Annotated in this window: 17 protein-coding genes; 13 read left to right on the forward strand and 4 right to left on the reverse strand. The window is 64.4% G+C overall.

Annotation, left to right across the window (positions count from 1 at the left end):
* The first annotated feature begins 426 nt into the window (after positions 1 to 426).
* The 6 genes from P3W75_RS07100 (at position 427) to P3W75_RS07125 (ending at position 10,074) form a co-directional block, all read left to right on the forward strand.
* The gene (locus P3W75_RS07100) at positions 427 to 3,312 is read left to right on the forward strand and encodes a ribonucleoside-diphosphate reductase subunit alpha (RefSeq protein ID WP_276226661.1); all 2,886 of its coding nucleotides are present in this window, start codon (positions 427 to 429) and stop codon (positions 3,310 to 3,312) included.
* A gap of 330 nt (positions 3,313 to 3,642) precedes the next feature.
* Complete coding sequence (locus tag P3W75_RS07105) at positions 3,643 to 4,890, forward strand: ribonucleotide-diphosphate reductase subunit beta (protein WP_276226662.1); 1,248 nt, start codon at positions 3,643 to 3,645, stop codon at positions 4,888 to 4,890.
* 161 nt (positions 4,891 to 5,051) lie between these two features.
* Positions 5,052 to 6,434, forward strand: a complete 1,383-nt coding sequence (locus tag P3W75_RS07110; RefSeq protein ID WP_276226663.1) for a deoxyguanosinetriphosphate triphosphohydrolase family protein — start codon at positions 5,052 to 5,054, stop codon at positions 6,432 to 6,434.
* Positions 6,421 to 7,323, forward strand: coding sequence for a hypothetical protein (locus P3W75_RS07115; RefSeq protein WP_276226664.1), 903 nt, complete (start codon positions 6,421 to 6,423; stop codon positions 7,321 to 7,323). Before P3W75_RS07110 ends, P3W75_RS07115 begins: the two co-directional genes overlap by 14 nt.
* A 383-nt stretch (positions 7,324 to 7,706) precedes the next feature.
* On the forward strand, positions 7,707 to 8,171 hold the full coding sequence (locus P3W75_RS07120; RefSeq protein ID WP_276226665.1) for a BRO-N domain-containing protein: 465 nt from the start codon (positions 7,707 to 7,709) through the stop codon (positions 8,169 to 8,171).
* Positions 8,172 to 8,733: 562 nt separating this feature from the next.
* On the forward strand, positions 8,734 to 10,074 hold the full coding sequence (locus P3W75_RS07125; protein WP_276226666.1) for a hypothetical protein: 1,341 nt from the start codon (positions 8,734 to 8,736) through the stop codon (positions 10,072 to 10,074).
* A 432-nt stretch (positions 10,075 to 10,506) separates the two neighbouring features.
* Here P3W75_RS07125 and P3W75_RS07130 read toward each other — a convergent pair whose 3' ends face one another.
* On the reverse strand, positions 10,507 to 10,830 hold the full coding sequence (locus tag P3W75_RS07130) for a hypothetical protein (RefSeq protein WP_276226667.1): 324 nt from the start codon (positions 10,828 to 10,830) through the stop codon (positions 10,507 to 10,509).
* A gap of 149 nt (positions 10,831 to 10,979) precedes the next feature.
* On the opposite strand from P3W75_RS07130, the gene P3W75_RS07135 reads away from it, so the two are divergent.
* From P3W75_RS07135 to P3W75_RS07165, 7 genes are all read left to right on the forward strand, one after another.
* Positions 10,980 to 12,026, forward strand: coding sequence for a hypothetical protein (locus P3W75_RS07135; RefSeq protein WP_276226668.1), 1,047 nt, complete (start codon positions 10,980 to 10,982; stop codon positions 12,024 to 12,026).
* A 196-nt stretch (positions 12,027 to 12,222) separates the two neighbouring features.
* Positions 12,223 to 14,151, forward strand: a complete 1,929-nt coding sequence (locus tag P3W75_RS07140) for an LTA synthase family protein (protein ID WP_276226669.1) — start codon at positions 12,223 to 12,225, stop codon at positions 14,149 to 14,151.
* Between the two features lie 159 nt (positions 14,152 to 14,310).
* Positions 14,311 to 16,011 carry an FAD-dependent monooxygenase gene (locus P3W75_RS07145; protein ID WP_276226670.1) on the forward strand — a complete coding sequence of 567 codons (1,701 nt, stop codon included), beginning with the start codon at positions 14,311 to 14,313 and terminating at the stop codon, positions 16,009 to 16,011.
* A 10-nt stretch (positions 16,012 to 16,021) separates the two neighbouring features.
* Positions 16,022 to 16,204 carry a DUF2783 domain-containing protein gene (locus tag P3W75_RS07150; protein WP_276226671.1) on the forward strand — a complete coding sequence of 61 codons (183 nt, stop codon included), beginning with the start codon at positions 16,022 to 16,024 and terminating at the stop codon, positions 16,202 to 16,204.
* A 90-nt stretch (positions 16,205 to 16,294) separates the two neighbouring features.
* Complete coding sequence (locus P3W75_RS07155) at positions 16,295 to 17,101, forward strand: helix-turn-helix transcriptional regulator (protein ID WP_276226672.1); 807 nt, start codon at positions 16,295 to 16,297, stop codon at positions 17,099 to 17,101.
* Positions 17,102 to 17,281: 180 nt separating this feature from the next.
* Complete coding sequence (locus P3W75_RS07160) at positions 17,282 to 18,724, forward strand: GGDEF domain-containing protein (RefSeq protein ID WP_276226673.1); 1,443 nt, start codon at positions 17,282 to 17,284, stop codon at positions 18,722 to 18,724.
* 281 nt (positions 18,725 to 19,005) lie between these two features.
* Positions 19,006 to 19,539, forward strand: coding sequence for an REP-associated tyrosine transposase (locus P3W75_RS07165; protein ID WP_276226674.1), 534 nt, complete (start codon positions 19,006 to 19,008; stop codon positions 19,537 to 19,539).
* Positions 19,540 to 19,871: 332 nt separating this feature from the next.
* On the opposite strand, the gene P3W75_RS07170 is transcribed toward P3W75_RS07165, so the two are convergent.
* From P3W75_RS07170 to P3W75_RS07180, 3 genes are all read right to left on the reverse strand, one after another.
* Positions 19,872 to 22,283, reverse strand: a complete 2,412-nt coding sequence (locus tag P3W75_RS07170) for a glucose/quinate/shikimate family membrane-bound PQQ-dependent dehydrogenase (protein WP_276226675.1) — start codon at positions 22,281 to 22,283, stop codon at positions 19,872 to 19,874.
* Positions 22,284 to 22,327: 44 nt separating this feature from the next.
* Positions 22,328 to 24,454, reverse strand: coding sequence for a TonB-dependent receptor family protein (locus tag P3W75_RS07175; protein ID WP_276226676.1), 2,127 nt, complete (start codon positions 24,452 to 24,454; stop codon positions 22,328 to 22,330).
* 70 nt (positions 24,455 to 24,524) lie between these two features.
* Positions 24,525 to 24,635, reverse strand: a 111-nt coding sequence (locus P3W75_RS07180) for a carbohydrate porin (RefSeq protein WP_276226678.1), incomplete at its 5' end; no start/stop codon positions are given.

Consider the following 24,635-nt stretch of genomic DNA (forward strand, 5'->3'; position numbering starts at 1 on the left):
TTGTATCCCCGTTGCGGAGAACCCCTACATCTTGGGTCCGCAACCCAGAACCGGACACAAGAAGAATCACGAAGAAACAGGTTGTCGCGAGCCTTTTCCACGGCTCCTCCGGTTCGTTCAACAGCTGCATCCAGGCGTACTGAAGTCCAGTGCGGCGCGAGCCCGCAAGGAGTGATCGATGTCGATGGCAATGCGGTACGGGTGTTGCAACCGTTCGGTCAACACCACTAGGTATTGTGGTTCCGGCCCGTAAAGCCGGACACCCGACTTGGGCCAGGGAGGCGCTTGAGTCCCCTTCCCCTGTTCCAAACAGCTTTTTGCGCGGCCGGTTCTGCCGGGCGCTCACGCTCTTTTTGCTCTTTTTTCGGGATGGCGCCCCCGGCGTCAGCATCAGAACCCATTACGAGAACGTGGAGACAACCACCCATGCAAATCGACACCACTCGCGAGAACCCGCAGGCCGCGCCGCAAGCCGCCGAATCCGCACAGGATCTGGCCGCCACCGCGCCCGGCCAGCTGCGCGTGATCAAGCGCAACGGCACCGTAGTCGCCTACACCGATGACAAGATCACCGTAGCCATCACCAAGGCGTTCCTCGCCGTGGAAGGCGGCACCGCTGCCGCCTCGTCGCGCATCCATGAAACCGTCGCGCGCCTGACCGAACAGGTCACCGCGACCTTCAAGCGCCGCATGCCGTCCGGTGGCACCATCCACATCGAAGAGATCCAGGACCAGGTCGAACTGGCCCTGATGCGCGCCGGCGAACAGAAAGTCGCCCGCGACTACGTGATCTACCGAGAAGCCCGCGCCAACGAGCGCAAGAGCGCCGGCGCCAGCGAAGTCGCCCAGCCGCACCCGAGCATCCGCATCACCAAGGCCGACGGCAGCACCCAGCCGCTGGACATGGGCCGCCTGCAGACCATCATCCGCGAAGCCTGCGAAGGCCTGGCCGAAGTCGACGGCGGGCTGATCGAGCGCGAAACCCTGAAGAACCTGTACGACGGCGTGGCCGAGAAGGACGTCAACACCGCCCTGGTGATGACCGCCCGTACCCTGGTGGAACGCGAGCCGAACTACTCCTACGTCACCGCCCGCCTGCTGATGGACACCCTGCGCGCCGAAGCGCTGGGCTTCCTCGGCGTGGCCGACAGCGCCACCCACCACGAAATGGCCGACCTCTACGCCGCCGCCCTGCCGGCCTACGTGGAGAAAGGCGTCGAGTTCGAACTGCTCGACCCGCAACTGAAGACCTTCGACCTGGAAAAACTGGGCAAGGCCATCAACCACGAGCGCGACCAGCAGTTCACCTACCTCGGCCTGCAGACCCTGTACGACCGCTACTTCATCCACAAGGACGGCATCCGCTTCGAACTGCCGCAAGTCTTCTTCATGCGCGTGGCCATGGGCCTGGCGGTGGAAGAGAAACACAAAGAAGACCGCGCCATCGAGTTCTACAACCTGCTGTCGTCCTTCGACTACATGAGCTCGACCCCGACCCTGTTCAACGCCGGTACCCTGCGTCCGCAGCTGTCGTCCTGCTACCTGACCACCGTGCCGGACGACCTGTCGGGCATCTACAGTGCCATCCACGACAACGCCATGCTGTCGAAATTCGCCGGTGGCCTGGGCAACGACTGGACCCCGGTGCGCGCGCTGGGCTCCTACATCAAGGGCACCAACGGCAAGTCCCAGGGCGTCGTCCCCTTCCTGAAAGTGGTGAACGACACCGCCGTGGCCGTGAACCAGGGTGGCAAGCGCAAGGGCGCCGTCTGCGCGTACCTCGAAACCTGGCACATGGACATCGAAGAGTTCATCGAGCTGCGCAAGAACACCGGTGACGACCGCCGCCGCACCCACGACATGAACACCGCGAACTGGATTCCCGACCTGTTCATGAAGCGCGTGTTCGACGACGGCCAGTGGACCCTGTTCTCGCCTTCGGAAGTGCCGGACCTGCACGACCTCACCGGCAAGGCCTTCGAAGAGCGCTACGAGTACTACGAAGCCCTGACCCAGTACGGCAAGATCAAGCTGTTCAAGACCATCCAGGCCAAAGACCTGTGGCGCAAGATGCTCTCGATGCTGTTCGAGACCGGCCACCCGTGGCTGACCTTCAAGGACCCGTGCAACCTGCGCAGCCCGCAGCAGCACGTGGGCGTGGTGCACAGCTCGAACCTGTGCACCGAGATCACCCTGAACACCAACAAGGACGAGATCGCCGTGTGCAACCTGGGTTCGGTGAACCTGGTCAACCACATCGTCGATGGCAAGCTGGACACCGCCAAGCTGGAGAAAACCGTCAAGACCGCGGTACGCATGCTCGATAACGTCATCGACATCAACTACTACTCGGTTCCGCAGGCGAAGAACTCCAACCTCAAGCACCGTCCGGTGGGCCTGGGCATCATGGGCTTCCAGGACGCCCTGTACCTGCAGCACATCGCCTACGGCTCCGACGCTGCCATCGAGTTCGCCGACAAGTCCATGGAAGCGGTGAGCTACTTCGCCATCCAGGCTTCCTGCGACCTGGCCGACGAGCGCGGCGCCTACGAGACCTTCGACGGCTCGCTGTGGTCCAAGGGCATCCTGCCGCTGGACTCCCAGCAGATCCTCATCGAGGCCCGTGGCCAGAAGTACATCGACGTCGACCTGACCGAGTCCCTGGACTGGGCCCCGGTGCGCGCTCGCGTACAGAAAGGCATCCGCAACTCGAACATCATGGCCATCGCGCCGACCGCGACCATCGCCAACATCACCGGCGTATCGCAGTCCATCGAGCCGACCTACCAGAACCTCTACGTGAAGTCGAACCTCTCCGGCGAGTTCACCGTGATCAACCCCTACCTGGTGCGCGACCTCAAGGCACGCGGCCTGTGGGACCCGGTCATGGTCAACGACCTGAAGTACTACGACGGCTCCGTGCAGCAGATCGAGCGCATCCCGCAAGACCTGAAAGACCTGTACGCCACCGCCTTCGAAGTCGAGACCAAGTGGATCGTCGACGCCGCCAGCCGCCGCCAGAAGTGGATCGACCAGGCCCAGTCGCTGAACCTCTACATCGCCGGCGCCTCGGGCAAGAAGCTCGACGTGACCTACCGCATGGCTTGGTACCGTGGCCTGAAAACCACCTACTACCTCCGTGCCCTGGCCGCGACCAGCACCGAGAAGTCGACCATCAACACCGGCAAGCTGAACGCCGTGAGCTCGGGTATCGACGAAACCCTGCAAGCCGCCCCCGCCGCCGAGCCGAAACCGGCGCCGGTCCCGCAGGCCTGCAGCATCGATAACCCGGACTGCGAAGCCTGCCAGTAAGGTGATCGCGGCCCCCGGAACGGTCCGCGCGTTGTTGCCCGACAGGTCGGCCCCCATCACGTACTGAAGTACGCTCAGGGGCTCCGACCTGCCAGGCGCCTAGCGCGGCCTCGCCCCGGGAACCGCAATAGCACGAAGCACGGATATCCCCTCTCCCTTCAGGGAGAGGGCTAGGGAGAGGGGCTCTTAAAAGGGCCCACCCCCACACAGAAACAACAGCGTCTTCCGTCTCCCCGAGGCAGGAAGAAGCACCCAGGCTTTAGCGTGCACACCACGCCCCCAGACACCCAGGCCGGCACAGACCGGCCCACCAGACCAGGAGAGGAAACGATGCTCAGCTGGGACGAATTCGACAAGGAAGACCCCACCGAGGCCAAAGCCGCCCCGGCCGTAGCCCAGGCCGCCAGCCAGGCCGCCGACAAGCTCGATGACGAGGCCGCCGGCTCCGTGGAAGAGGCCCGCGCCGTTTCCGCCAGCGACTCCGACGCCGTGGCCCGCGCCAAGAAGGCCCTGGACGCCCTGGACATCCAGGAAGGCCTGGACGATCTGGAAGGCTCCGCCGCCCGCGTACAGGTCGGCGACAAGCAGATGATCAACGCCCGCGCCGACCTCAACCAGCTCGTACCCTTCAAGTACGACTGGGCCTGGCAGAAGTATCTGGATGGTTGCGCCAACCACTGGATGCCGCAGGAAGTGAACATGAACGCCGACATCGCTCTGTGGAAGAGCAAGGACGGCCTCAGCGAAGACGAGCGCCGCATCGTCATGCGCAACCTCGGCTTCTTCTCCACCGCCGACTCCCTGGTGGCGAACAACCTGGTGCTGGCCGTATACCGCCTGATCACCAACCCCGAATGCCGCCAGTACATCCTGCGCCAGGCCTTCGAGGAAGCCATCCACACCCACGCCTACCAGTACTGCATCGAGTCGCTGGGCATGGACGAGGGTGAAATCTTCAACATGTACCACGAGATCCCGAGCGTCGCGAAGAAAGCGTCCTGGGGCCTGAAGTACACCCGCTCGATTTCCGATCCGAAGTTCGAAACCGGCACCCCGGAAACCGACCGCCAGTTCCTGCGCAACCTGATCGCCTACTACTGCGTACTCGAAGGCATCTTCTTCTACTGCGGCTTCACCCAGATCCTCTCCATGGGCCGCCGCAACAAGATGACCGGCACCGCCGAGCAGTTCCAGTACATCCTGCGCGACGAATCCATGCACCTGAACTTCGGCATCGACGTGATCAACCAGATCAAGATCGAGAACCCGCACCTGTGGGATGCCCAGATGAAGGACGAAGCCACGCAGATGATCCTGCAGGGCACCCAGCTGGAAATCGAATACGCACGCGACACCATGCCGCGCGGCGTCCTGGGCATGAACGCCGCGATGATGGAGGACTACCTCAAGTTCATCGCCAACCGCCGCCTGACCCAGATCGGCCTGAAGGAAGAATACCCGGGCACCAGCAACCCGTTCCCGTGGATGAGCGAAATCATGGACCTGAAGAAGGAAAAGAACTTCTTCGAGACCCGCGTGATCGAGTACCAGACCGGCGGCGCGCTGAGCTGGGACTGACGGAAGTAGTAGCAAAGCAGCAAGTCAAGACCATTAGAAACGCTGATACTCGAAATGGAATTTTGGGGCGGTGATTAGAAAGACAAAAGCCCCGCCTAGTGCGGGGCTTTCTTCAACTGCATGGACTGAGCTAGAGCAAAGCCAAGAGAAGGACACCGAGTATGCTGAGCTGGGAAAAACTGCTGAATCCTATCCGCCGCAAAGAACTACATGAGTCCAAAGAAACTATTGGAACTGGTGCGGGAAGAACTGAGCTCGAGCGCGACTATGACAGAATCTTATTCGCGACCCCAACGCGCAGACTTGCGGACAAAACTCAAGTTTTTCCCATGGAAGAGAACGACTCCGTTAGAACCCGGCTAACCCACTCTCACGAAGTTAGTAACCTAGCACGTAGCATTGGTGTCCGACTGGCATTCGAACATGCGGAAGAGGTTTTCGGCAAAAATCACGAGGAGCTTGGTGTAAAGAGGAACGTTCCATCACTACTCGCAGCAGTAGGTCTCGCTCACGACCTTGGCAATCCGCCTTTCGGGCACCAAGGAGAGCTTGCCATGCAGCAGTGGTTTTCCGAGAAAGAAGAGTCATTCGACATTGATTTCCTTCAATTTGACGGAAATGCACAAACCTTCAGGCTTTTAACAAGACTTCAGGTTCTAAACGACCAGTACGGCCTCAATCTAACACTCAGCACTCTAGCTGCACTAATAAAATATCCCAGTATATATGGTGCTACTGACAAGGGTGGCTTCAAAAAATTCGGTATATTCCAAAGCGAGCGAGATATTGCCGCAGAAGTATGGGAGCACACGGGACTCAACTCCGGAATCCGCCACCCGCTAGCCTATATAATGGAAGCATGCGACGACATCGCATATTCAGTAATCGACGCAGAAGACACTGTAAAGAAAGGTTATGCCTCTTTCTACGACCTAATTGATCACCTCGAAAGTAACTGCGTGCAAGATGAAGTCACCCAAAGAGTAATTACCGCCTCAAAGAAGAAGAACCTAGAGTTCAAAGAGTCCAAACTCAGCTCTCGTGAGTTGAATGATATTTCCATGCAAATGTTTCGGGTCAAGGCAATTCACGAAATGATATCTGCTGCGACCAGTGTTTTCGTAGAGAAAAGCGAAGACATTATGTCCGGAAAAATAGCTCCAGGATTCGAAATAATAAAAAATTCGGCTTGCGGGGCACTATGCCACGCCACTAAGGATTTTGACTTCAAGTATGGCTTCCAACACAAGGATGTCCTAAAACTGGAACTCCAAGGCAGCAACTATATAAAAAACATGATGAGCATGCTTTGGACTGCCGTATCTAATGGAGACAACAGAATCCATCCATTCGGTCGATATGTATTTGGAGCGATCTCCGAGAACTACAGAAGAGTCTATAATGACTCATTGGAGTCCGGAAAGCTGCCCAGCTCAAACTACGCAAAGGCGCAGTTAATCTGTGATGCCCTTTCAGGGATGACGGAATCATATCTGATTAAAAAACACGACGAATTTAAATCACTTGAGAATGGCAGGCCATAAACTAAAAACGGTAGGATCGTTCGAGAACCTAAAGAGCAGAATCGAACGCCTATTTGAAATTCGCCCGAGGCGCTCAAAACTGAGCGCCCAGCTTTCTCTTGAACTAAATTCGACTACCCCCCAAAGAAAGGGGGGCTCGCACAAGTCTCCAACCGATCTTCTCAACCATATCTCCGAGACCCTACCTAACAGTGAAATATATCTGTTTGGCGGTGTAATTAGAGACCTAGCCCTATTTGGCAGGAATGGGTTTAATTCAGATATAGATATTGTAGTAGATGGAGATTGGCCAAGCTGCAAAGAATACCTTAATTCTATAGGCGCAAAACTTAACAAATTTGGCGGCTTTAGACTTGAGGTATCTGGATGGCCAATTGACATATGGAGCGCCCAAGAAACCTGGGCAATTAGAAAAGGATTAATTGAGTTTACCGGAATTTCATCCCTGACCAAAACTACCATTCTTAACTGGGATGCAGTCCTAATGAATTGGGACACCAGAAAAATAATATGCGCACCAAACTATTTGGACTCACTCAAAGAACGACAAATGGATATCGTTCTACGAGAGAACCCCAACCCACTAGGCGCAACAACTAGGGTTTTCAGGCACCTTTGCGCCAAAGACGCAAGAAGCATAACCCAAAGCACGGCTGAATTCCTTGCAAATAGCACAACCTTTTATTCTTTAAAGCAAATAAAACAATACGAACTTTCCAGCTATGGAAGCACAATAATCGAGAGCGCAATATTCTCCCTATTCAAGCGAATAAAAGAATTAGAACACCTTGAAATCAGAGAGCGCTTTGAAATTGCCAGCAGAACCTTAGAGCAAGATGGAGCAACACTTTCATTCAGGCAACTAATACTTAACTTCAACGAAGACTAACGTTTCCGAAAAAATCATCTACAAACAGGCGAAAAACAAAGCATTGACCCTTTATCGCCAACCCCCTAACCTCTTGCTCGGCGCCTAAGAAACGCCTGTCACGTAGCGGCCTGACCGCTCCCGAAAGCTAAGCGGCTTTTTTGAGCCTGCGGGATTTTCTCGTCCTCAAAAAACCTCTGCGACGTCGGGAGTGGGCTAATACAAGACCCGAAAGGGAAATACGTCCGGCCCTCTACGTGGGGTTTCTTAGCTCCCGGCACCCCAGCCCTAAGAAAGCTGGCCACATCACGTAGAGGTAATGGATATGCCTATCACCCCCAGCCTTCAGCCCGAAGGCGCTTCGCCGTACCTGCCCTCGTCCCCCTCCACCCCGGAGGCGCGCCATGTCTGAAGAGGTGCTGATCCCCACCCTGTTCACCCGCCACAAGCGCCAGCTGCGCGCCCTGCTGCTGGAAGACCAATGCTGGTTCTGCGCCCGTGACCTGGGCCGGCTGATGGGCGTGGCGAGCCTGGAAGAGCGCGTGCTGCGCAACCTGGACGACGACCAGCACCGCCGCGCCTGGCTGCGCGACGGCAACGGCGAATACGACGACGAACTGCTGCTCAGCGAATCCGCCGTGTACGCCACGCTGATCCACTTCTTCCACCCGGAAAACCGCTGCATCCGCCAATGGCTCACCCGCGAGGTGATCCCCGCCCTGCGCGACAGCCACCGCCACGACACCCGCCAACCCCGCCGCGAAACCCTCCACGGCCCCACCCAAGCGCTAACGGTGCTGCACTGGCAAGGCCTGCTCTGGGTGCCCTACCACCACTGGCCCCAGGTGAGCGCCAGCGCCAACCGCTAGGCACCGGACCTGTTCGTAGGATGGCGTTGAGCGCAGCGATACCCACGCCGCCGCGCAATCGCTCAACGCCATCCTGCGGGGCCGACCGAGGTGTTGGCGGCGACGTGCGCACGGCCGAACAGGGAACACCCGTAGGGCGAATAACGCTCCGCGTTATCCGCCGTTGGGCCCGTGCGCCACGGTTGAACCTGGCGTTGGCGTTCCGTTGGCAACGGCGGATAACCGCGAACGGTTATTCGCCCGACGCGCACCGGAAATGGCGCCTGTGCGCCCTCCCGAGTGAGCAACCCATAGTGGGAATGGTTGCGCGAAAAAACCCGTGAATATACTCCGCCACCCCTGGCCAACCGGGGTGCGCCGTCCGCTCGGCATGGCTCGCGGCGGCCCGTATCACCACCATCAATAGAAACGACAAACACTCCCTCGGCGGCTGATCGAGCTGCGCCAGCCGTGCGGAGAAACTCGTCCTCACGCCAGCGGAATAACACTCGCGCGCAGCGCTTCACCGCCACTCGCAACTGACCTGCCCAACGCATTCGAACAATAAATGAACAGGTAAAACATGCGAATTTCCCAGTCCCTGAAACACCCCTTCGGCTTCGTCGCCGCTTCCTCGCTCGCGCTCGGCTGCGCCACGTTCCAGGCGAGCGCCGTGGAGCTCTACAACGACGGCAAGAGCACCCTCAACGGCAACCTGCTCGCCGCCTTCGGCGCGCTGCGCAGCCAGCGCAACTACTACGAGCCCGATGGCGGCTCGACCTGGCGCGAGGGCTTCCTCAAGTACGGCGTCGACGGCCAGTACCGGCTGGACAACGGCTCCAGCCTCGGCGGCGCCTTCGCCTTCGTCAGTTCCGGCGTGTGGGGCGACGGCGACGCCACCGGGCTCACCGACGGCTCGGAGCGCACCACCAAGATCGAGGACGCCAACCTCGCCTGGCGCTCCGGCACGCTGTTCGAGGCGCTGGGCGAAAACGGCGTGGAGCTTTCCGGCGGGCGCCAGCGCATCGTCGTCGGCGACGGTTTCCTGATCAACGGCGACGACGTCAACGCCGGCAAGGCCTTCGCCGGCGGCGAGTTCAACCGTGGCGGGGTCTACTACATGGGCGCGCGCCACGCCTTCGACCAGACCGCCGTGCTGCGCCTGGGCGGCGCCCAGGGCTGGCGCGGCGACGCCATCTGGCTGAAGTCCGACAACCGCTTCCAGGGCAACAGCGAACTGGCCATCGGCACCCTGGAACACGTGGCGCCGGAGCAGACCCTGGGCCTGACCTACATCCACGTGCAGGACGTGGACAAGCGCTACACCGACGTCGCCAACCCGCTGGCCTCGCAGCGCGACGGCATGAACGTGTACAGCCTGCGCGGCGTGCGCGCCGGGCTGCTGGAGAACCTGACGCTAGCCTTCGAATACGCCTACGAGGATCGCCGGCGCGACAGCGAGAACGCCTGGTACGGCGAAGCCAGCTACGCCTTCGCCGACACGCCCTGGCAACCCACCCTGAGCTACCGCTACAGCCGCTTTTCCGAGGGCTACGACGCGCTGTTCTTCGGCTTCAACCGCGGCTACGGCACCTGGGTGCAGGGCGAGGTGGCCGGCAACTTCGCCGGGCCGTACAACAACAACGCGGTGATCCAGCACCTGGGCCTGAAGCTCCGCCCGCGCGAGGACCTGACCCTGGGCGCGCTGTTCTTCGACTTCAGCACCCTGCACAGGCACGGCACCTTCGACCTCGACGGCCAGGAACTGGACCTGTACGCCGACTGGGCGGCGACGAGCTACCTGCAGGTCACCCCGGTGCTCGGCCTGTACGACCCGCAGAAGAGCTTCGCCCAGGGCGGCAGCCAGGCCGAGGACAACGACCTGAACCTGTTCACCGCGCTGCAGTTCGCCGTTCACTTCTGAACCAAGCGATCCGCGCCTTGCGCCGAACTCGCCTGGAGGTGGGAGACAACCGGGGCAACGGCGGATAACCGCGAACGGTTATCCGCCCTACGCGGGGTCATTGCCCGCCGATGCGCGCGGTGTCGCCGATGGCGCCGGGCCCCGTAGGGCGAATAACGCCCCAGCGTTATCCGCCGCCAACGCCCCGCGCCGAACCCGCCTGGATGTGGGAGACAACCGGAGCAACGGCGGATAACCGCGAACGGTTATCCGCCCTACGCGGGGTCATTGCCCGCCGATGCGCGCGGTGTCGCCGATGGCGCCGGGCCCCCGTAGGGCGAATAACGCCCCAGCGTTATCCGCCGCCAACGCCCCGCGCCGAACCCGCCTGGATGTGGGGGACAACCGGGGCTACGGCGGATAACCGCGAACGGTTATCCGCCCTACGCGGGGTCATTGTGTGCCGACGCGTGCGGTGTCGCTGATGGCGTTGCAGTTGGTGGATTCTAGGCAATAGGTGATGTAGGTCGCCTGTCGGCCGCAGCCGCGCGCGCCGATGGTGTATTCGGTGCGCTGGTAGCCGAAGCGGGTGTGGGTGACCTTGCTGGTCAGGACGCTGGTATTCACCTGCTGGCAGTTGAGCTCGAACTTGGCCCGCGATTCGGTGGCGTTGAGGGCGGCCTGCTGGTTGGAAGCGAGGAACTCCTGATCGCTCATGCAGCCCGACAGCGCGGCGCCCACCGCCAGTACGGGCAAGAGTTGGGGAAGACCTTTCATGGGGAAGCTCTCCGGGGGAATCCGCAGGATACGGCTCGGACTTCCTGAGTCTAGATGCCGATCGTGGAATCGCCGGGAACGCCTGGAGATGACAGAGAACATGATGGCCTCTTACCATTAACCGCATTCAAGCGCAGGGATGGCCAGGCATGGAACAGCACGTGGAAGCGGCAGCAGAGCTCGACCCTATTGATCGCTACATCAATGGTGCCGGGCAGTACGTGAGGCAATACGCCGAACACCTGATCAAATGGCTGCCCCCGGTCGTAGGCTTCGCCATCTTCCTCGGCTATTTCTTCCGCAATCACTTCTACCCCAGTTTCGACCTGTTCCAATTCTCGTCGCTGTTGCTCTCGGCAGCGGTGATCGGTTTCGTCTTCGTTGCGTTGATGACCGCAGGTGTCGCGGCACCTGGGCTTGTTCTTGTCTCATGGTTCATCAACGACAAGCGCTACAAAGACCGCCTGAGAAATACCCAGCTTAGCGACGGGCAGCGCGACAGAAATGCATGGGCGATGTTGTGGCTTTGCTTCATCCTACCTTTCGCCATTCATTCGCTGATTACTTCAGCGGTGCTGCTTACCGTCGGTTCAGCGATTCCTGCCTGGTACTTGATGACGCCGGTGCCGGTGTCGCTGGCTTTTGGCATCGCCCTGCAAGTTCAATTCGAACTCCCCAAGTGGGCATTCCTGCATTACCTGTGGTCCAGCTACCTCGCCCTTTCGGCCGCGAATGCCGTGGCGTTGCTGGTCATGTCTTCTGCGCCGGCTCTACATTGGCTGCCCTCGGTCCTCCAGCTGCCGGCGGTCGTCCTCGTCTGCCTTCTGGTCAACGTGCTGATCGGTTTCATTTCACCGGCCGCGTTCAGCGGGCTCAAGGCTTGCCTGTGCTTTTCGATCCCCCTGGCCCTGGTGCTCGCTTTCTACAACGGCGCACTCAGCTCGATGCCCGAGCGAGTCATGAGCGGGTTGGGCCTGGGCCAGTACACAGCCAGCGAAATCGTTCTGGACGCGGACTACTGCGGGAAGAAGGCTCCGGTTGTCCTGCCACTCGACGACAACTGCACGTTCAAAGACGTGCAGGTCATCTGGTCGCTGGGAGAAACCCTGACGCTGTCCGTTGGGAAGGCAGAAACCATACGGCAAGTGCAAATCCCCTCCCGCTACGTCAAAGCCATCATCCGGAATCCCGGGTAGCCATCCACCGCTCCGGCGCTACGGCGATTGCCGCGCCAAGCCTGCTGTCACAGCCTGTTACACACCCTTCTCGACCGATCACTTTCGCTTCAGGTTCTTTTGACAGTTTCTTGCCCTTTGACCTTGTAGGGTGCGCGCGACCAGGCCCCGCTCGAATCACGCAGCGCCCAGGCCCGGCCCCCTACAAGGAACAAACATGCCTCTCTTCCGTTCGGCGCCCATGCGCTTCCTGGCGCTGGCCACGCTGCTGTGGCTCGCCGTTTTCCTGCTGACCCGCGTGGCGCTGCTGGCCGATCACCTCGCCGACCTGGGCGTCGGACACCTGGCGATGTTCTTCGTCGGCTTCCTCTACGACCTGAGTTTCCTGGCCTACGCCCTGCTGCCGCTGGGGCTGTTCCTGCTGGTGCTGCCGGCGCGGGTGTGGCGCTCGCGGACCTGGCGCTGGCTGCTGTCGGCGCTGCTGTTCGTCAGCGTCTACCTGATGCTGTTCACCGCCGTGGCGGAGTGGCTGTTCTGGGACGAGTTCGGCGTGCGCTTCAACTTCATCGCGGTGGATTACCTGGTGTACTCCGACGAGGTGCTGAACAACATTCTCGAGTCCTACCCCATCGGCCTGCTGCTGAGCATCCTCGCGGTGGCGACGCTGGCGGTCACCCTGGGCCTGCAACGCACGCTCGCACGCATTTGCGCAGCGCCCGTACCGGCGCTGCGCCATCGGCTGGCGCGGATGGTGCTGCTGCTCGGCGTGGCGCTGGTCGCGCTGCTGGCGGTGGACCAGGACCGCCCGCGCGGCCAGGGTGGCAACACCTACCTGCGCGAGCTGTCGAGCAACGGCCCCTACCAGTTCTTCGCCGCCTTCCGTAACAACGAGCTGGACTACCAGCAGTTCTACGCGACCCTGCCGGCGGAAACCGTGGCCAGGCAGATTCGCGCCGAGCTGGCCGAGCCCAACGCGCGCTTCCTCGGCAGCGACCCGATGGACATCCGCCGCGCCATCAGCAACCCCGGCGAGCCGCGCGCGCTCAACGTGGTGCTGGTGACCATCGAGAGCCTCAGCGCCAAGTACCTGGGCAGCAACGGCGACGGCCGCAACCTCACGCCGAACCTCGACGCGCTGCGCAAGAACAGCCTGTACTTCAACAATTTCTACGCCACCGGCACCCGCACCGACCGCGGCCTGGAAGCCATCACTCTGTCGATTCCGCCCACCCCGGGGCGCTCCATCGTCAAGCGCATCGGCCGCGAGAGCGGCTTCGCCAGCCTCGGCCAGCAGCTCCAGGCCAAGGGCTACGACGCCGTGTTCATGTACGGCGGGCGCGGCTACTTCGACAACATGAACGCCTTCTTCGGCGGCAACGGCTACCGCATCGTCGACCAGAGCAGCGTGAAAGAAGAAGACATCCACTTCAAGAACGCCTGGGGCATGGCCGACGAGGACCTCTACAACCAGGCCCTGCGCGTGGCCGACGAAGACTTCGGCAAGCGCCGGCCGTTCTTCCTGCAGCTGATGACCACCTCCAACCACCGCCCCTACACCTACCCCGACGGGCGCATCGACATCCCCTCGGGCAAGGGTCGCGACGGCGCGGTGAAATACACCGACTACGCCATCGGCAAGTTCCTCGAAAACGCGCGCACCAAGCCCTGGTTCGACTCCACGATTTTCGTCTTCGTCGCCGACCACACGGCCGGCAGCGCGGGCAAGGAAGACCTGCCGGTGGAGAACTACCAGATTCCGCTGTTCATCTATGCGCCCAAGCAACTGCCGGTGGGCGAGCGCGCGGAGCTGGCCAGCCAGCTCGACCTCGCCCCGACCCTGCTGGCGATGCTGAACCTGAGCTACGAGTCGACCTTCTTCGGCCGCAACCTGATGGCGGAAAACGCCCTGCCGCCGCGCGTGGTGATCGGCAACTACCAGCACCTGGGCCTATTCGACGGCACCGACCTGGCGATCCTCAGCCCGCGCCAGGGCCTGCGCCGGCACAACCAGGCGCTGGGCGCCAGCGTGGAGGTCAACGCCCCCGCCGGCGACCCGCTGATCGCCCGCGCCATCGCCTACTACCAGGCCGCCAGCCACGACTTCAAGCAGCACCTGCTGGACTGGCGCGAGCCGTCCGCCCAGTGAGCCGCGGCTGAACCGCAGAGCCCCGCCCAGCGCGGGGCTTTTTCATCCCGGCAAGTTGTCCCCTGCAGGGGACATCCGCGCCGCGCGCGGGGATTAGAGTCGAAGGCGAATCCGATCGGCATCCGCCTACAAACACAATAATCCCGGAGACGCGCTGCGATGCACTGCCCCGCCACCGAGCCCCGGCGCTCGCTGTATTTCGACTACCAGGTATTCCCCGCCTTCACCGCCGGCGTCGGCGCCAAGCCCGCCGAACGCCACGCCGTGGCCATCGTCGGCGCCGGGCCCATCGGCCTGGCCACCGCCCTGGACCTGGCCCGCTTCGGCATCCCCTCGGTGGTGCTGGAGGCCGAGCGGCAGGTCAGCGAGGGCAGCCGCGCCATCGTCTTCACCCGTCGTTCGCTGGAAATCCTCCAGCAGGTCGGCGTCGCCGAGCGGGTGGTCGAGGCCGGCCTCGGCTGGCGCTGCGGCAACTCCTTCTACCGCGGCCAGCGGGTGTTCCGCATGGAGGCGCCGCACGACGCCGACGACCGTTTCGCGCCCATGACCAACCTGCAGCAGCCGTGCCTGGAGCAGTTCCTGGTGGAGGCCGCCCAGGCCAACCCGCTGATCGAGCTGCGCTGGGGCAACCAGGTCAGCGCCATCGAGCAGGCCGGCGACCACGCGCGGCTGAGCCTGGACACCCCCGCCGGCGCCTATGCGCTGGAGGCCGAGTGGGTGATCGCCGCCGATGGCGCGCGCTCGACGTTGCGCGCTCTGCTCGGGCTGAAGCTCGAAGGCGCGGCCTACGAGGGGCGCTTCGTGATCGCCGACATCCGCATCCGCCTCGACCTGCCCACCGAACGCCTGGCCTTCTTCGACCCGCCGTGGAACCCCGGCAACACCGTGCTGATGCACCGCGAGCCGGGCGACATCTGGCGCATCGACTACCAGTTGCCGGCCGGCGAATCGGCGGAACAGGCGCTGTCGGCGGAGTCCCTGCGCGAGCGCATCGACGCGCAGCTGGCCCTGGTCGGCGCCGCTGGCCAGCCCTGGGAGCTGGACTGGTGCTCGGTGTATTCCGCCCGCGCGCTGACCTTGCCTGACTACATCGAGGGGCGGGTGATCTTCACCGGCGACGCCGCGCACCTGCTGCCGATCTTCGGCGTGCGCGGGGCCAACACCGGCTTCCAGGACGGCAACGGCCTGGCCTGGAAGCTGGCGTTGCGGCTCAAGGGCCTGGGCGGTCCGGGGCTGTTGCCGTCGTACAGCCACGAGCGGGTCGGCGCGGCACGCGAGATCATCGCCGAGGCCGGCAAGAGCACGCGCTTCATGACCCCGCCCACGGCGGGCCAGCGCCTGCTGCGCGACGCCGTGCTGTCGCTGTCGCTGAACCACGAGTTCGTGCGCCCACTGTTCCACTGGCGCACCTCGCGTCCCCACGACTACGCCGACTCGCCGCTGAACTGCGCGCACGACGACGACGCCCGCTTCACCGGTGGCCCGCGCAAGGGCGCGCCGCTGCCGAACGTGCGCCTCGGCGAGGACGACTTCCTGTTCGACCGCCTGGGCGCCAGCTTCCACCTGCTGTATTTCACCGACGCCGGCGAACTCCCCGCGCCCCTGCTGGCCCAGGCCGACGCCCTGCGCGAAAGCGGCGTGCCGCTGCGCCTCCTGACCATCGGCAGCCACTCTCCTGTGCGCGGCGCCGACCTTAGCCTCGCCGACCCCGGCGGCCACCTGCGCGAAAAGTACGCCGCGCAGGTCGGCAGCGCCTACCTGGCGCGGCCGGACCAGCACGTCTGCGCGCGCTGGCTGACGTTCGACGACCCCGCCGTGGCGCTGCGCCAGGCCATCCACACCGCCCTGGGCAACGCTTGAGGAGTCCGCCATGCCCCACCTGACCATCGCCGAACTGGAAACCCTCTACGACCACCTGGCCGACGCCCTCGACGGCGCACCGCAGGGCCAGCGCGAGCTGCTGCTGGTCAAGCTGGCGCTGCTCGCCGCCGAGGAACTGGGCGACGCCGCGCGCTTCGCCGAACTGACCGAGACGGCCCGGCGGGACCTCTGAGCCACGCCGATCCCGGTCGGCAACGTCGCCGGCCGGGGTGCTACAGTGGCCGTCCGCCGTCGAACCACCCGCCCCCGGAGGGATGTCGCGATGCACTATTGGCCCCTGCGCGCCGGCCGCGTCGAGCACAGCCTGAACATCGGCCACGCCGCCAGCCTGTTCGCCCGCGTCGGCGAGAACCGCGCGCGCCTGCTCGCCGCCGACCTGCTGCAACTGATCGGCCCCGGCGTGCCGCTGGCGCAGTGCACCATCTTCGCCTACGCGCCGCGACGCAACCCGCAGGTGTTCTCCTTCGCCGACCGCGCGCGGGAAGTGGCGCTGCCGCGCATCTCGCACAACTACGCCGAACGCTTCTACAGCCAGGACGGCAACCAGCAGGCCATGGCCCGGCGCGGCGGCGCCGAGCGGATCATGGTGCAGCGCCAGTCGATCGACGACATCACCCACCCCGAGTACCGCCGCGTCTGCTACGAGCAACCACGCATCAGCGAGCGCGTGGCGCTGCTCACCCAGTGCGAGAACGAACGCTGGCTGTCGCTGAACTTCTACCGCGGCCGCGAGCACGGCCACTTCTCGCCACGCGAGATGGACTACCTGGAAACCCTGGCGCCGCTGCTCACCCAGGCCGTGCGCTTGCACTACCAGGCCTGGCTGCAGGCCAATGAAACGCCGCTGCTGCTGGCCGAACGCGTGGCCGCCGAGCACCCCGGCCTGACCCTGCGCGAACGTACCCTGCTGCGCCTGATGCTGACCGGCGCCGACAGCGCCGCCCTGGCCGAACAACTGGGTGTGCAACCCTCCAGCGCGGCCACCTACGTCAAGCGCCTGTACCGCAAGCTGGGCATCGGCGGGCTGCGCGAACTGCTCGGCCTGGCGACCGAGGCACGCTGGCGCTGAGGCGCCACTGAAACCTCCCGAAACGCTTGAGCGGCGCTTGCGCAGGGTTTTCCGGAAACCTGCCTGACCTATGGCAAGGGTTGGCCCGAGTGGCTTCGATTGTCATGGAAGGCTGGCCGCGAGGCCGGGAGAATTCTGAACGAACCCACCGTTTCATGAGCTTTTGGCGGGAGGATTCAGATGCTCAATCCCACTCGGTTCTTCGTGGTCATGATGCTGCTGGCCTTCGGCGTTTCGCTGATCGCCGGCTGGCAGCTGCTGACCATGCGCCGCGACGCCCTGGACATCGCCAACGCCAGCGGCAACAACATCCTGCTGCTGGTCGAGCGCGAGTTCCACCGCGACCTGGACGTGCACGCGCAGACCCTGCAGACCATTTCCAACGTGATCGCCACGCCGGTCGGCGCCGGCATGAGCGGGCCGCTGCTCGGCGCCCTGGTGTACGGCCACGCGGCCGGCTCGCCGGACATGGGCAACCTCATCATCACCGACGCCCGGGGCCACCTGCTCGCCGACCTCAACCACGAGGGCGAAAGCCAGAGCGACCTGTCCATGCGCGAGTACTTCCGCGTGCACGCCCAGGGCGATTACGGCCTGCACCTGAGCCATCCGTTCATGCCGTCCTACGGCAACGCCGGGCTCAGCATCGCGCTCAGCCGCAGCCTGCTGGACAAGGACGGGCACTTCGTCGGCGTGGTCGCGGCGATCAAGGACCTGCGCCGGCTCAACGATTTCGTCCAGGGCCTGGACATGGCCGAGGGCGACGTGGTGTCGGTGCGCCTGCTGGACGGCACGCCGCTGGCGCAATGGCCCAACACCCCGCGCCCGCGCACCGAAGGCGAGCGCCAGGCGTTCAAGGCGTTCGTCGCCAGCGGCCAGGGCCAGTACGTGCACGACGCCACCCAGCACATGCAGCCCTACTGGCATGGCTACCGGCGCGTCGGCGACTACCCGGCGGTGGTGAGCGTGGAGCGCGCGCGCAAGACAGTGTTCCAGGCCTGGCTGGCGCGCAGCACGGTCACCAGCACGATGCTGATCCTCTTCAACCTCGCCACCGTGGTGCTGGCCTACCGCCTGCGCAACCAGCTGCGTTCGCGCGACGACGCGGAAAGCCTGCTGCGCACCGAGGCCAGCACCGACGCCCTGACCGGCCTGCGCAACCGCCGCTGGTTCGACGAGAAGGCCCGCCAGGAGTGGAGCCGCCACGTGCGCGGCGGCGGCGAGCTGGCAGTGCTGATGCTGGATATCGACCAGTTCAAGGCCTACAACGACCACTACGGCCACCCCATGGGCGACACCGCCCTGGCTGCCGTCGCCCGGCAGATAGGCCTGGGCTGCCGGCGCGAGGAAGACGGCGCGGCGCGCTACGGCGGCGAGGAGTTCGTGGTGCTCCTGCCCAACTGCGACCTGGCCGGCGCGCGCACGGTGGCGGAGAACATCCGCCGCAACGTCGAGGCCACCGCCCTGCCTCACGAGCGCAGCCTGCGCGGGGTGGTGACGGTGAGCATCGGCGTGGCGAGCACCTCCGCGCACACCGTGGAGAACGTCGAGGCGCTGCTCAAGGTGGCGGATGGGAACCTGTACCGGGCCAAGGAAGGGGGGCGGAACCGGGTGGAAGGTTGAGCCTGCCACGAGCGACAACGGCGGATAACCGCGAACGGTTATTCGCCCTACGTCAAGGTTGGGTTTCGTGTAGGGCGAATAACGCGCAGCGTTATCCGCCGTTTGCGCCCCATCCGTCCGAACCTGCAAGTTCGGCGTAGTGGCGACCTGCGGCGGATAACCGCGAACGGTTATTCGCCCTACGCCAGGGCTGAGTTTTGTGTAGGGCGAATAACGCGCAGCGTTATCCGCCGGCCTGGGCAGTTACCCTGTCGGTCGATCGAGCACAGGGAGCGTTTTCGATGCCCAACTACCGACGTGCCTGGATACCCGGCGGTACCTATTTCTTCACCGTCACGCTGCGTGATCGCCATTCCGACCTGCTGGTCCGCGAAATCGAACTGCTGCGTCGGGTCGTCGCCAGAACCGGGCGCCGACATCCCTTCCGGATCGATGCCTGGGTCGTGCTGCCTGAGCACATGCACTGCCTGCTGACCCTGCCGGCTGGCGACGCCGACTACGCCACGCGCTGGAAGGTCATCAAGGCCGGGTTCGCCCGTCACATTCCGCCAGGAGAGCCTCTCTCCACGGCGCAACGCCAGCGCGGCCAGCGTGGAATCTGGCAGGCGCGCTACTGGGAACACCTGATTCGCAACGACACCGACTATCAGCGGCACTTCGACTACATCCACGTCAATCCGTTGAAGCATGGGCTGGTCAGGGCAGTCAGGGATTGGCCGTACTCCACGTTTCACCGGGCGGTTGCCGAAGGCATCTATCCAGCGGACTGGGCCGGGGACCCGGCGTTGGAAGTACAGGCAGCCGAACGACGGTGAGGCCGGCGGCGGATAACCGCGAACGGTTATTCGCCCTACGCCAGGGCCGGGTTTCGTGTAGGGCGAATAACGCGCAGCGTTATCCGCCGTTTGCGCCCCATACTGTCGGAACGGGGAGTTCAGAGTGGCGACAACCTGCGGCGGATAACCGCGAACGGTTATTCGCCCTACGCCAAGGTCGGGTTTCGTGTAGGGCGAATAACGCGCAGCGTTATCCGCCGTGGCGAAGGCCAGCCAAACGAAAACGCCCGTGGATCACTCCACGGGCGTTTTCGTTGCGGCGCTGACGATCACCACCGGGGGGGCATGCGTCCCCCCCGGCGGCAGCGCTGTCAGTCCGGCAGCGCGAAGGCCATCACGTAGTCGCCCTGGCGGGTGCCGAGGGAGCCGTGGCCGCCGGCCATGACCAGCACGTACTGCTTGCCGTCCTTGCCGGTGTAGGTCATCGGCGTGGTCTGGGCGCCGGCCGGCAGGCGGCCTTCCCAGAGGACCTTGCCGTCGCGCAGGTCGTAGGCGCGCAGGTACTGGTCCAGGGTGCCGCTGAGGAAGCCCAGGCCGCTGGCGGTGGTGATGCTGCCGCCGAGGCTGGGTACGCCCATGGTCAGCGGCAGCGGGACCGGCGAGCTGTCCCGCACGGTGCCGTTCTTGTGCTTCCAGATCACCTTGTGGGTGGTCAGGTCGACCGCCGCCACGTAGCCCCAGGCCGGGGCCTGGCAGGGCAGGCCGATGGCCGACAGGAAGGGCGCCATGATCACACCGTAGGGCGCGCCGGCGTTGGGCTGCACGCCTTCGGTCTCGCTCTTGCGGGCCGGGCCGCCGGCGACCGCTTCACGGGGTACCAGGGTGGATTTGAAGGCCATGTAGTCGGGGTTGACGAACAGGATCTGGCGCACCGGGTCGACCGACACGCCGCCCCAGTCGAACACCCCGAAGTTGCCCGGGAACACCAGCGAGCCCTGCACCGACGGCGGGGTGTAGATGCCGTCGTAGCGCAGCGACTTGAAGTCCAGGCGGCAGAGCATCTGGTCGAACGGCGTCACGCCCCACATGTCCTTCTCGCGCAGGGTGGTGGGCATGAAGTTGAGTTCGGACATCGGCTGGGTCGGCGCGGTGTGGTCGCCTTCCACCGCGCCTTGCGGCACCGGGGTCTCGTGGATCGGCACGATGGCCTCGCCGTTGCGACGGTCGAGCACGTAGATGCTGCCCTGCTTGGTCGAGGCCAGCAGCGCCGGCTTGATGCCGTCGGCGGTGTTCAGGTCGACCAGGGTCGGCTGGCCGCCGACGTCCATGTCCCACAGGTCATGGTGGGTGAACTGGTGGGTCCAGCGCACCTTGCCGGTGGCGAGGTCGAGCGCGGTGACGCCGGCGCTGAACTTCTCGGCCTCGGGGGTGCGGTTGCCGCCCCACTGGTCGGGCATCTGGTTGCCCATGGGCAGGTAGACCAGGCCGAGCTTCTCGTCGACGCTGGCCACCGACCACATGTTCGGCGAGTTGCGGGTGTAGTGCTGGTCGGCGGCGATCGGCGCGGTGGCGTCGGGCTTGCCGCTGTCCCAGTTCCACACCAGGTGGCCGTCGCGCACGTCGTAGGCGCGGACCACGCCGGAGGGCTCGTCGGTGGAGACGTTGTCGGTGACGTGGCCGCCGATGATCACCAGGTCGCGGGTCACGGCCGGCGGCGAGGTGGAGTAGTAGCCACCGGCGGTGAAGCTGCCGATGTTGGCGCGCAGGTCGATCTCGCCCTTGTTGCCGAAGCCTTCGCAGACCTTGCCGGTGTCGGCGTCGAGGGCGATCAGGCGGGTGTCGGCGGTGGGCACGAACAGGCGTTTCGGGCAGCTGCCGGCGGCCGGCGCCGGGCTGGCGACGGGGGTGCCGTCGGCGGCCTTGGCGGCGTAGGCGGCCTCGTCATGGTAGGCCACGCCACGGCAGGTCATGTGCGCCCAGCCCTTGAAATTGGCCGCGTTCTGCGTGCTCAGCTTGGGATCGAAGCGCCAGATTTCCTTGCCGGTGTCCGGGTCGACGGCAATCACCTGGCTGTGCGGGGTGCACACGTAGAGCATGCCGTTGACCTTCAGCGGGGTGTTTTCCGCGGTGGTCTCGCCCGGGTCGTTCGGGCCGGGGATGTCGCCGGTGCGGAAGGTCCAGGCCAGCTTCAGCTGGTGGACGTTGTCCGGGTTGATCTGGCTGAGCGGCGAGTAGCGGTCGCCGAAGGCGGTGCGCCCGTAGTGCTGCCAGTCGCCATCCGGTTGCGCCGGGGCAGCGTTGGGCACGCCGGCGCTGGCGCGGTCGAGGCGCCCGTCGATGCGTCCGGGGTTGGTGAACTGCGAAGCCAGGGCGGTGCCGCCGGCCAGCACCACGGCCAGGCCCAGCAGCGCGGTGGCCTTGGGCGCGGGGCCGGCGCTCAGCAGCGGGCGACGCAGCCAGGGCAGCAGCAGGGCCAGGCCGATGACGAACCACAGCGCCAGGCGCGGCACCAGTTGCCACCAGTCCAGGCCCACTTCGTACCAGGCCCACAGGGTGCTGCCCAGCAGGAACAGGGCGTAGAGGCCGATGGCGGCGGCGCGGCCGAGCAGCAGCAGCGCGCCGGTGGCGAGCAGCACGACGCCGGCCACCAGGTAGTAGAGCGAGCCGCCCAGGCTCAGCAGCTTGATGCCGCCGGCCAGCAGGGCCAGGCCCATCAGCAGCAGCAAGACGCCGAGCAGGCTCGGCAGCAGGCGTGACCTGCCAAACGCACCTTCAGTGCTCATAGAGGTTCTCCTTCGGTATTTCAGTGAGCGGGTACTGCATGGGTTCAGAACTGGTATTCGAGGCCGGCGCCGGTGTACCAGGAACGCCCTGGCGCGGCTTCGTAATAGCGGCCGTTACTGTCGCCGACGATGACCGAGCCGACGTACTGGCGGTCCAGCAGGTTGTCCAGGCGCACCAGTTGGTGGAAGGTCCAGGGGCCGTAGTGCTGTTCGAAGCGCGTGCGCCAGTTGAATACGGCGTAGCTGGGCGCCGGCTTGGCCTCGTTGCTGTCTTCAACATAGACCTTGCTGCGGTACTGCCCTTCGAAGCCCATGCTGATGTCCTGGCGCGGCTTCCACACCAGCTCGCCGTAGAGGCTGCTGCCGGGCACGCCGGGCAGGTGGTTGCCCTTGTCGATGGTGCTGCCGCTCTCGACGAAGTCCTCGTCGTAGGTAGCCTCCAGGCGGGTGTAGGCGAGGGTCGCGTCCCACTGTTCGTTGAGCTGGCTCTGCACGCCCAGCTCGAAGCCGCGACGCAGGGTCTTGCCGGCGTTCTGGTAGCTGGTGCGGCCATCGGTGGAGCTGGCGACGACGATCTCGTCGTCGGTGCGAATCTCGAAGACCGCCGCGTTGATCCGCGTGCTGCCGCCGACCTTGGCCTTCAGGCCCAGTTCGTACTGGGTGCTGGTGGCCGGGTCGAGGCCGAAGTTGAAGCTTTCCACCAGGCCCGGCGCGTAGGCCATCTCGGCCTGGGTCGGGGTCTCGAAGCCCTTGCCGGCGCTGACGTAGCCGTGCAGCTCGGGGGTGAAGGCGTACATCACCGACAGCGACGGGGTGGTCTGCTGGTATTTCTTCGAGCCGCTGGAGTCGCCGTTGGCCAGGTAGTGGTCGTCCACTTCCATCTTCATGCTGCTGTGGCGCAGGCCGGCGTCGAAGGTCCAGTCGCCCAGTTCCCAGCGCGCCTGCACGTAGGGGTCGAGGCTGGTGGCGATGTCGTCCTCGTCGCGGCGCAGTTCGCCCTTCACGCCCAGCTGGTCGCCGCTGTAGTTCTGGTAGCCGTGGCGGTCGTCGCGGCTCTGGTCGTAGTCCACCCCGGTGGTGATGGTCAGCTCGCCGGGCACGCCCTGCACCGGCTGGATCCAGCGCAGGGTGCCGCCGTGGAATTCGCGGTCGAAGTCCACCACGCCGCCGCCGCGCTGGGTGTTGGAGACCACGCCCTTGGGGATCGACAGGTACTGGATGACGCTGCGCTGGCCGGCGTACAGGTTGAACTGCAAGGTGGCGTCGCCGAAGTAGCGCTCGTAGTTCATGCCCACCTGCTGGTGGTCGATGCTCTTGCGCGTGTCGTAGGTCTCGGCCGCCGGCGCCACCGAGCGCGGGTCGTGCTTATAGGCGGCCCAGGTCTGGCCCAGCGGGTCCTGGGTGTCGTTCTGTTCCAGGCTGCTGAAGATCAGCGCCAGGCGGCTGTCGTCGTCGGGCTTGAGGTTGAGCTTGGCGAAGGTCTGATCGCGGCGCGCGGCGCTGTGGTCGCGGTAGCCGTCGGTGTCCAGGCGCGAGGCATCGAGGAGGAAGCCGGCCTTGTCGTTGCCGCCCTCGGCGTAGAGGTGGTTCTTGTTGAAGCCGTCGCTGCCGAAGGTGGTTTCCGCGCCCACTTTCGGCGGGCCCGCGCCGTCGCGGCTGAACATCTGGATGACCCCGCCGGCGTTGCTGCCGTAGAGGGTCGAGGCCGGGCCGCGCAGGACTTCGATGCGCTCGGCCACGTCGAGGTTGAGGGTCGCCGCCTGGCCCTGGCCGTCCGGGGTGCTGGCCGGGATGCCGTCGCTGAGCAGCTTCAGCCCGCGAATCCCGAAAGCCGAGCGCGCGCCGTAGCCGCGCGAGGATATCTGCAGGTCCTGGGCGTAGTTCTGGCGGTTCTGCACCACCAGGCCGGGTACCCGCGGCAGCACCTCGGAGAGGTTCACGCCGAGCTGGCCGTCGCTGATCTGCGGTTGCTGCACGGTGTCGATGGAGAACGGCAGGTCGAAGCTGGACACCGGCGCGTAGGTGCCGGTGACCACCAAGGGCGCGAAGACTTCATCGGCGGGCACGGCGCTGTCTTCACCGAAAACCAGGGGGGCGACGCCCAGGCCCCAGAGCAGCAACGGCGGCTGCAAGGTCAGGGCGAGGCTGAGCGGGCGAAAACGCAAGGGCATGCTGGGGTTCCTGCTCCCTGCCCCGGGACCTGGCCGGGGCTTTTATTCTATGGCTGGATGGCTGGCCGGCTCAGAAGCTGGACTGGACCTTCAGGCCGGCGACCAGGGCGTTGTCCACCTCGTAGACCCCGCCGGGATGCTTCACGTATTGCAGGTTCGGGCGCACGGTCAGCCAGTGGGT

The sequence above is a fragment of the Pseudomonas citronellolis genome, from assembly GCF_029335315.1.
In the GTDB taxonomy this organism is placed as follows: domain Bacteria; phylum Pseudomonadota; class Gammaproteobacteria; order Pseudomonadales; family Pseudomonadaceae; genus Pseudomonas; species Pseudomonas citronellolis_A.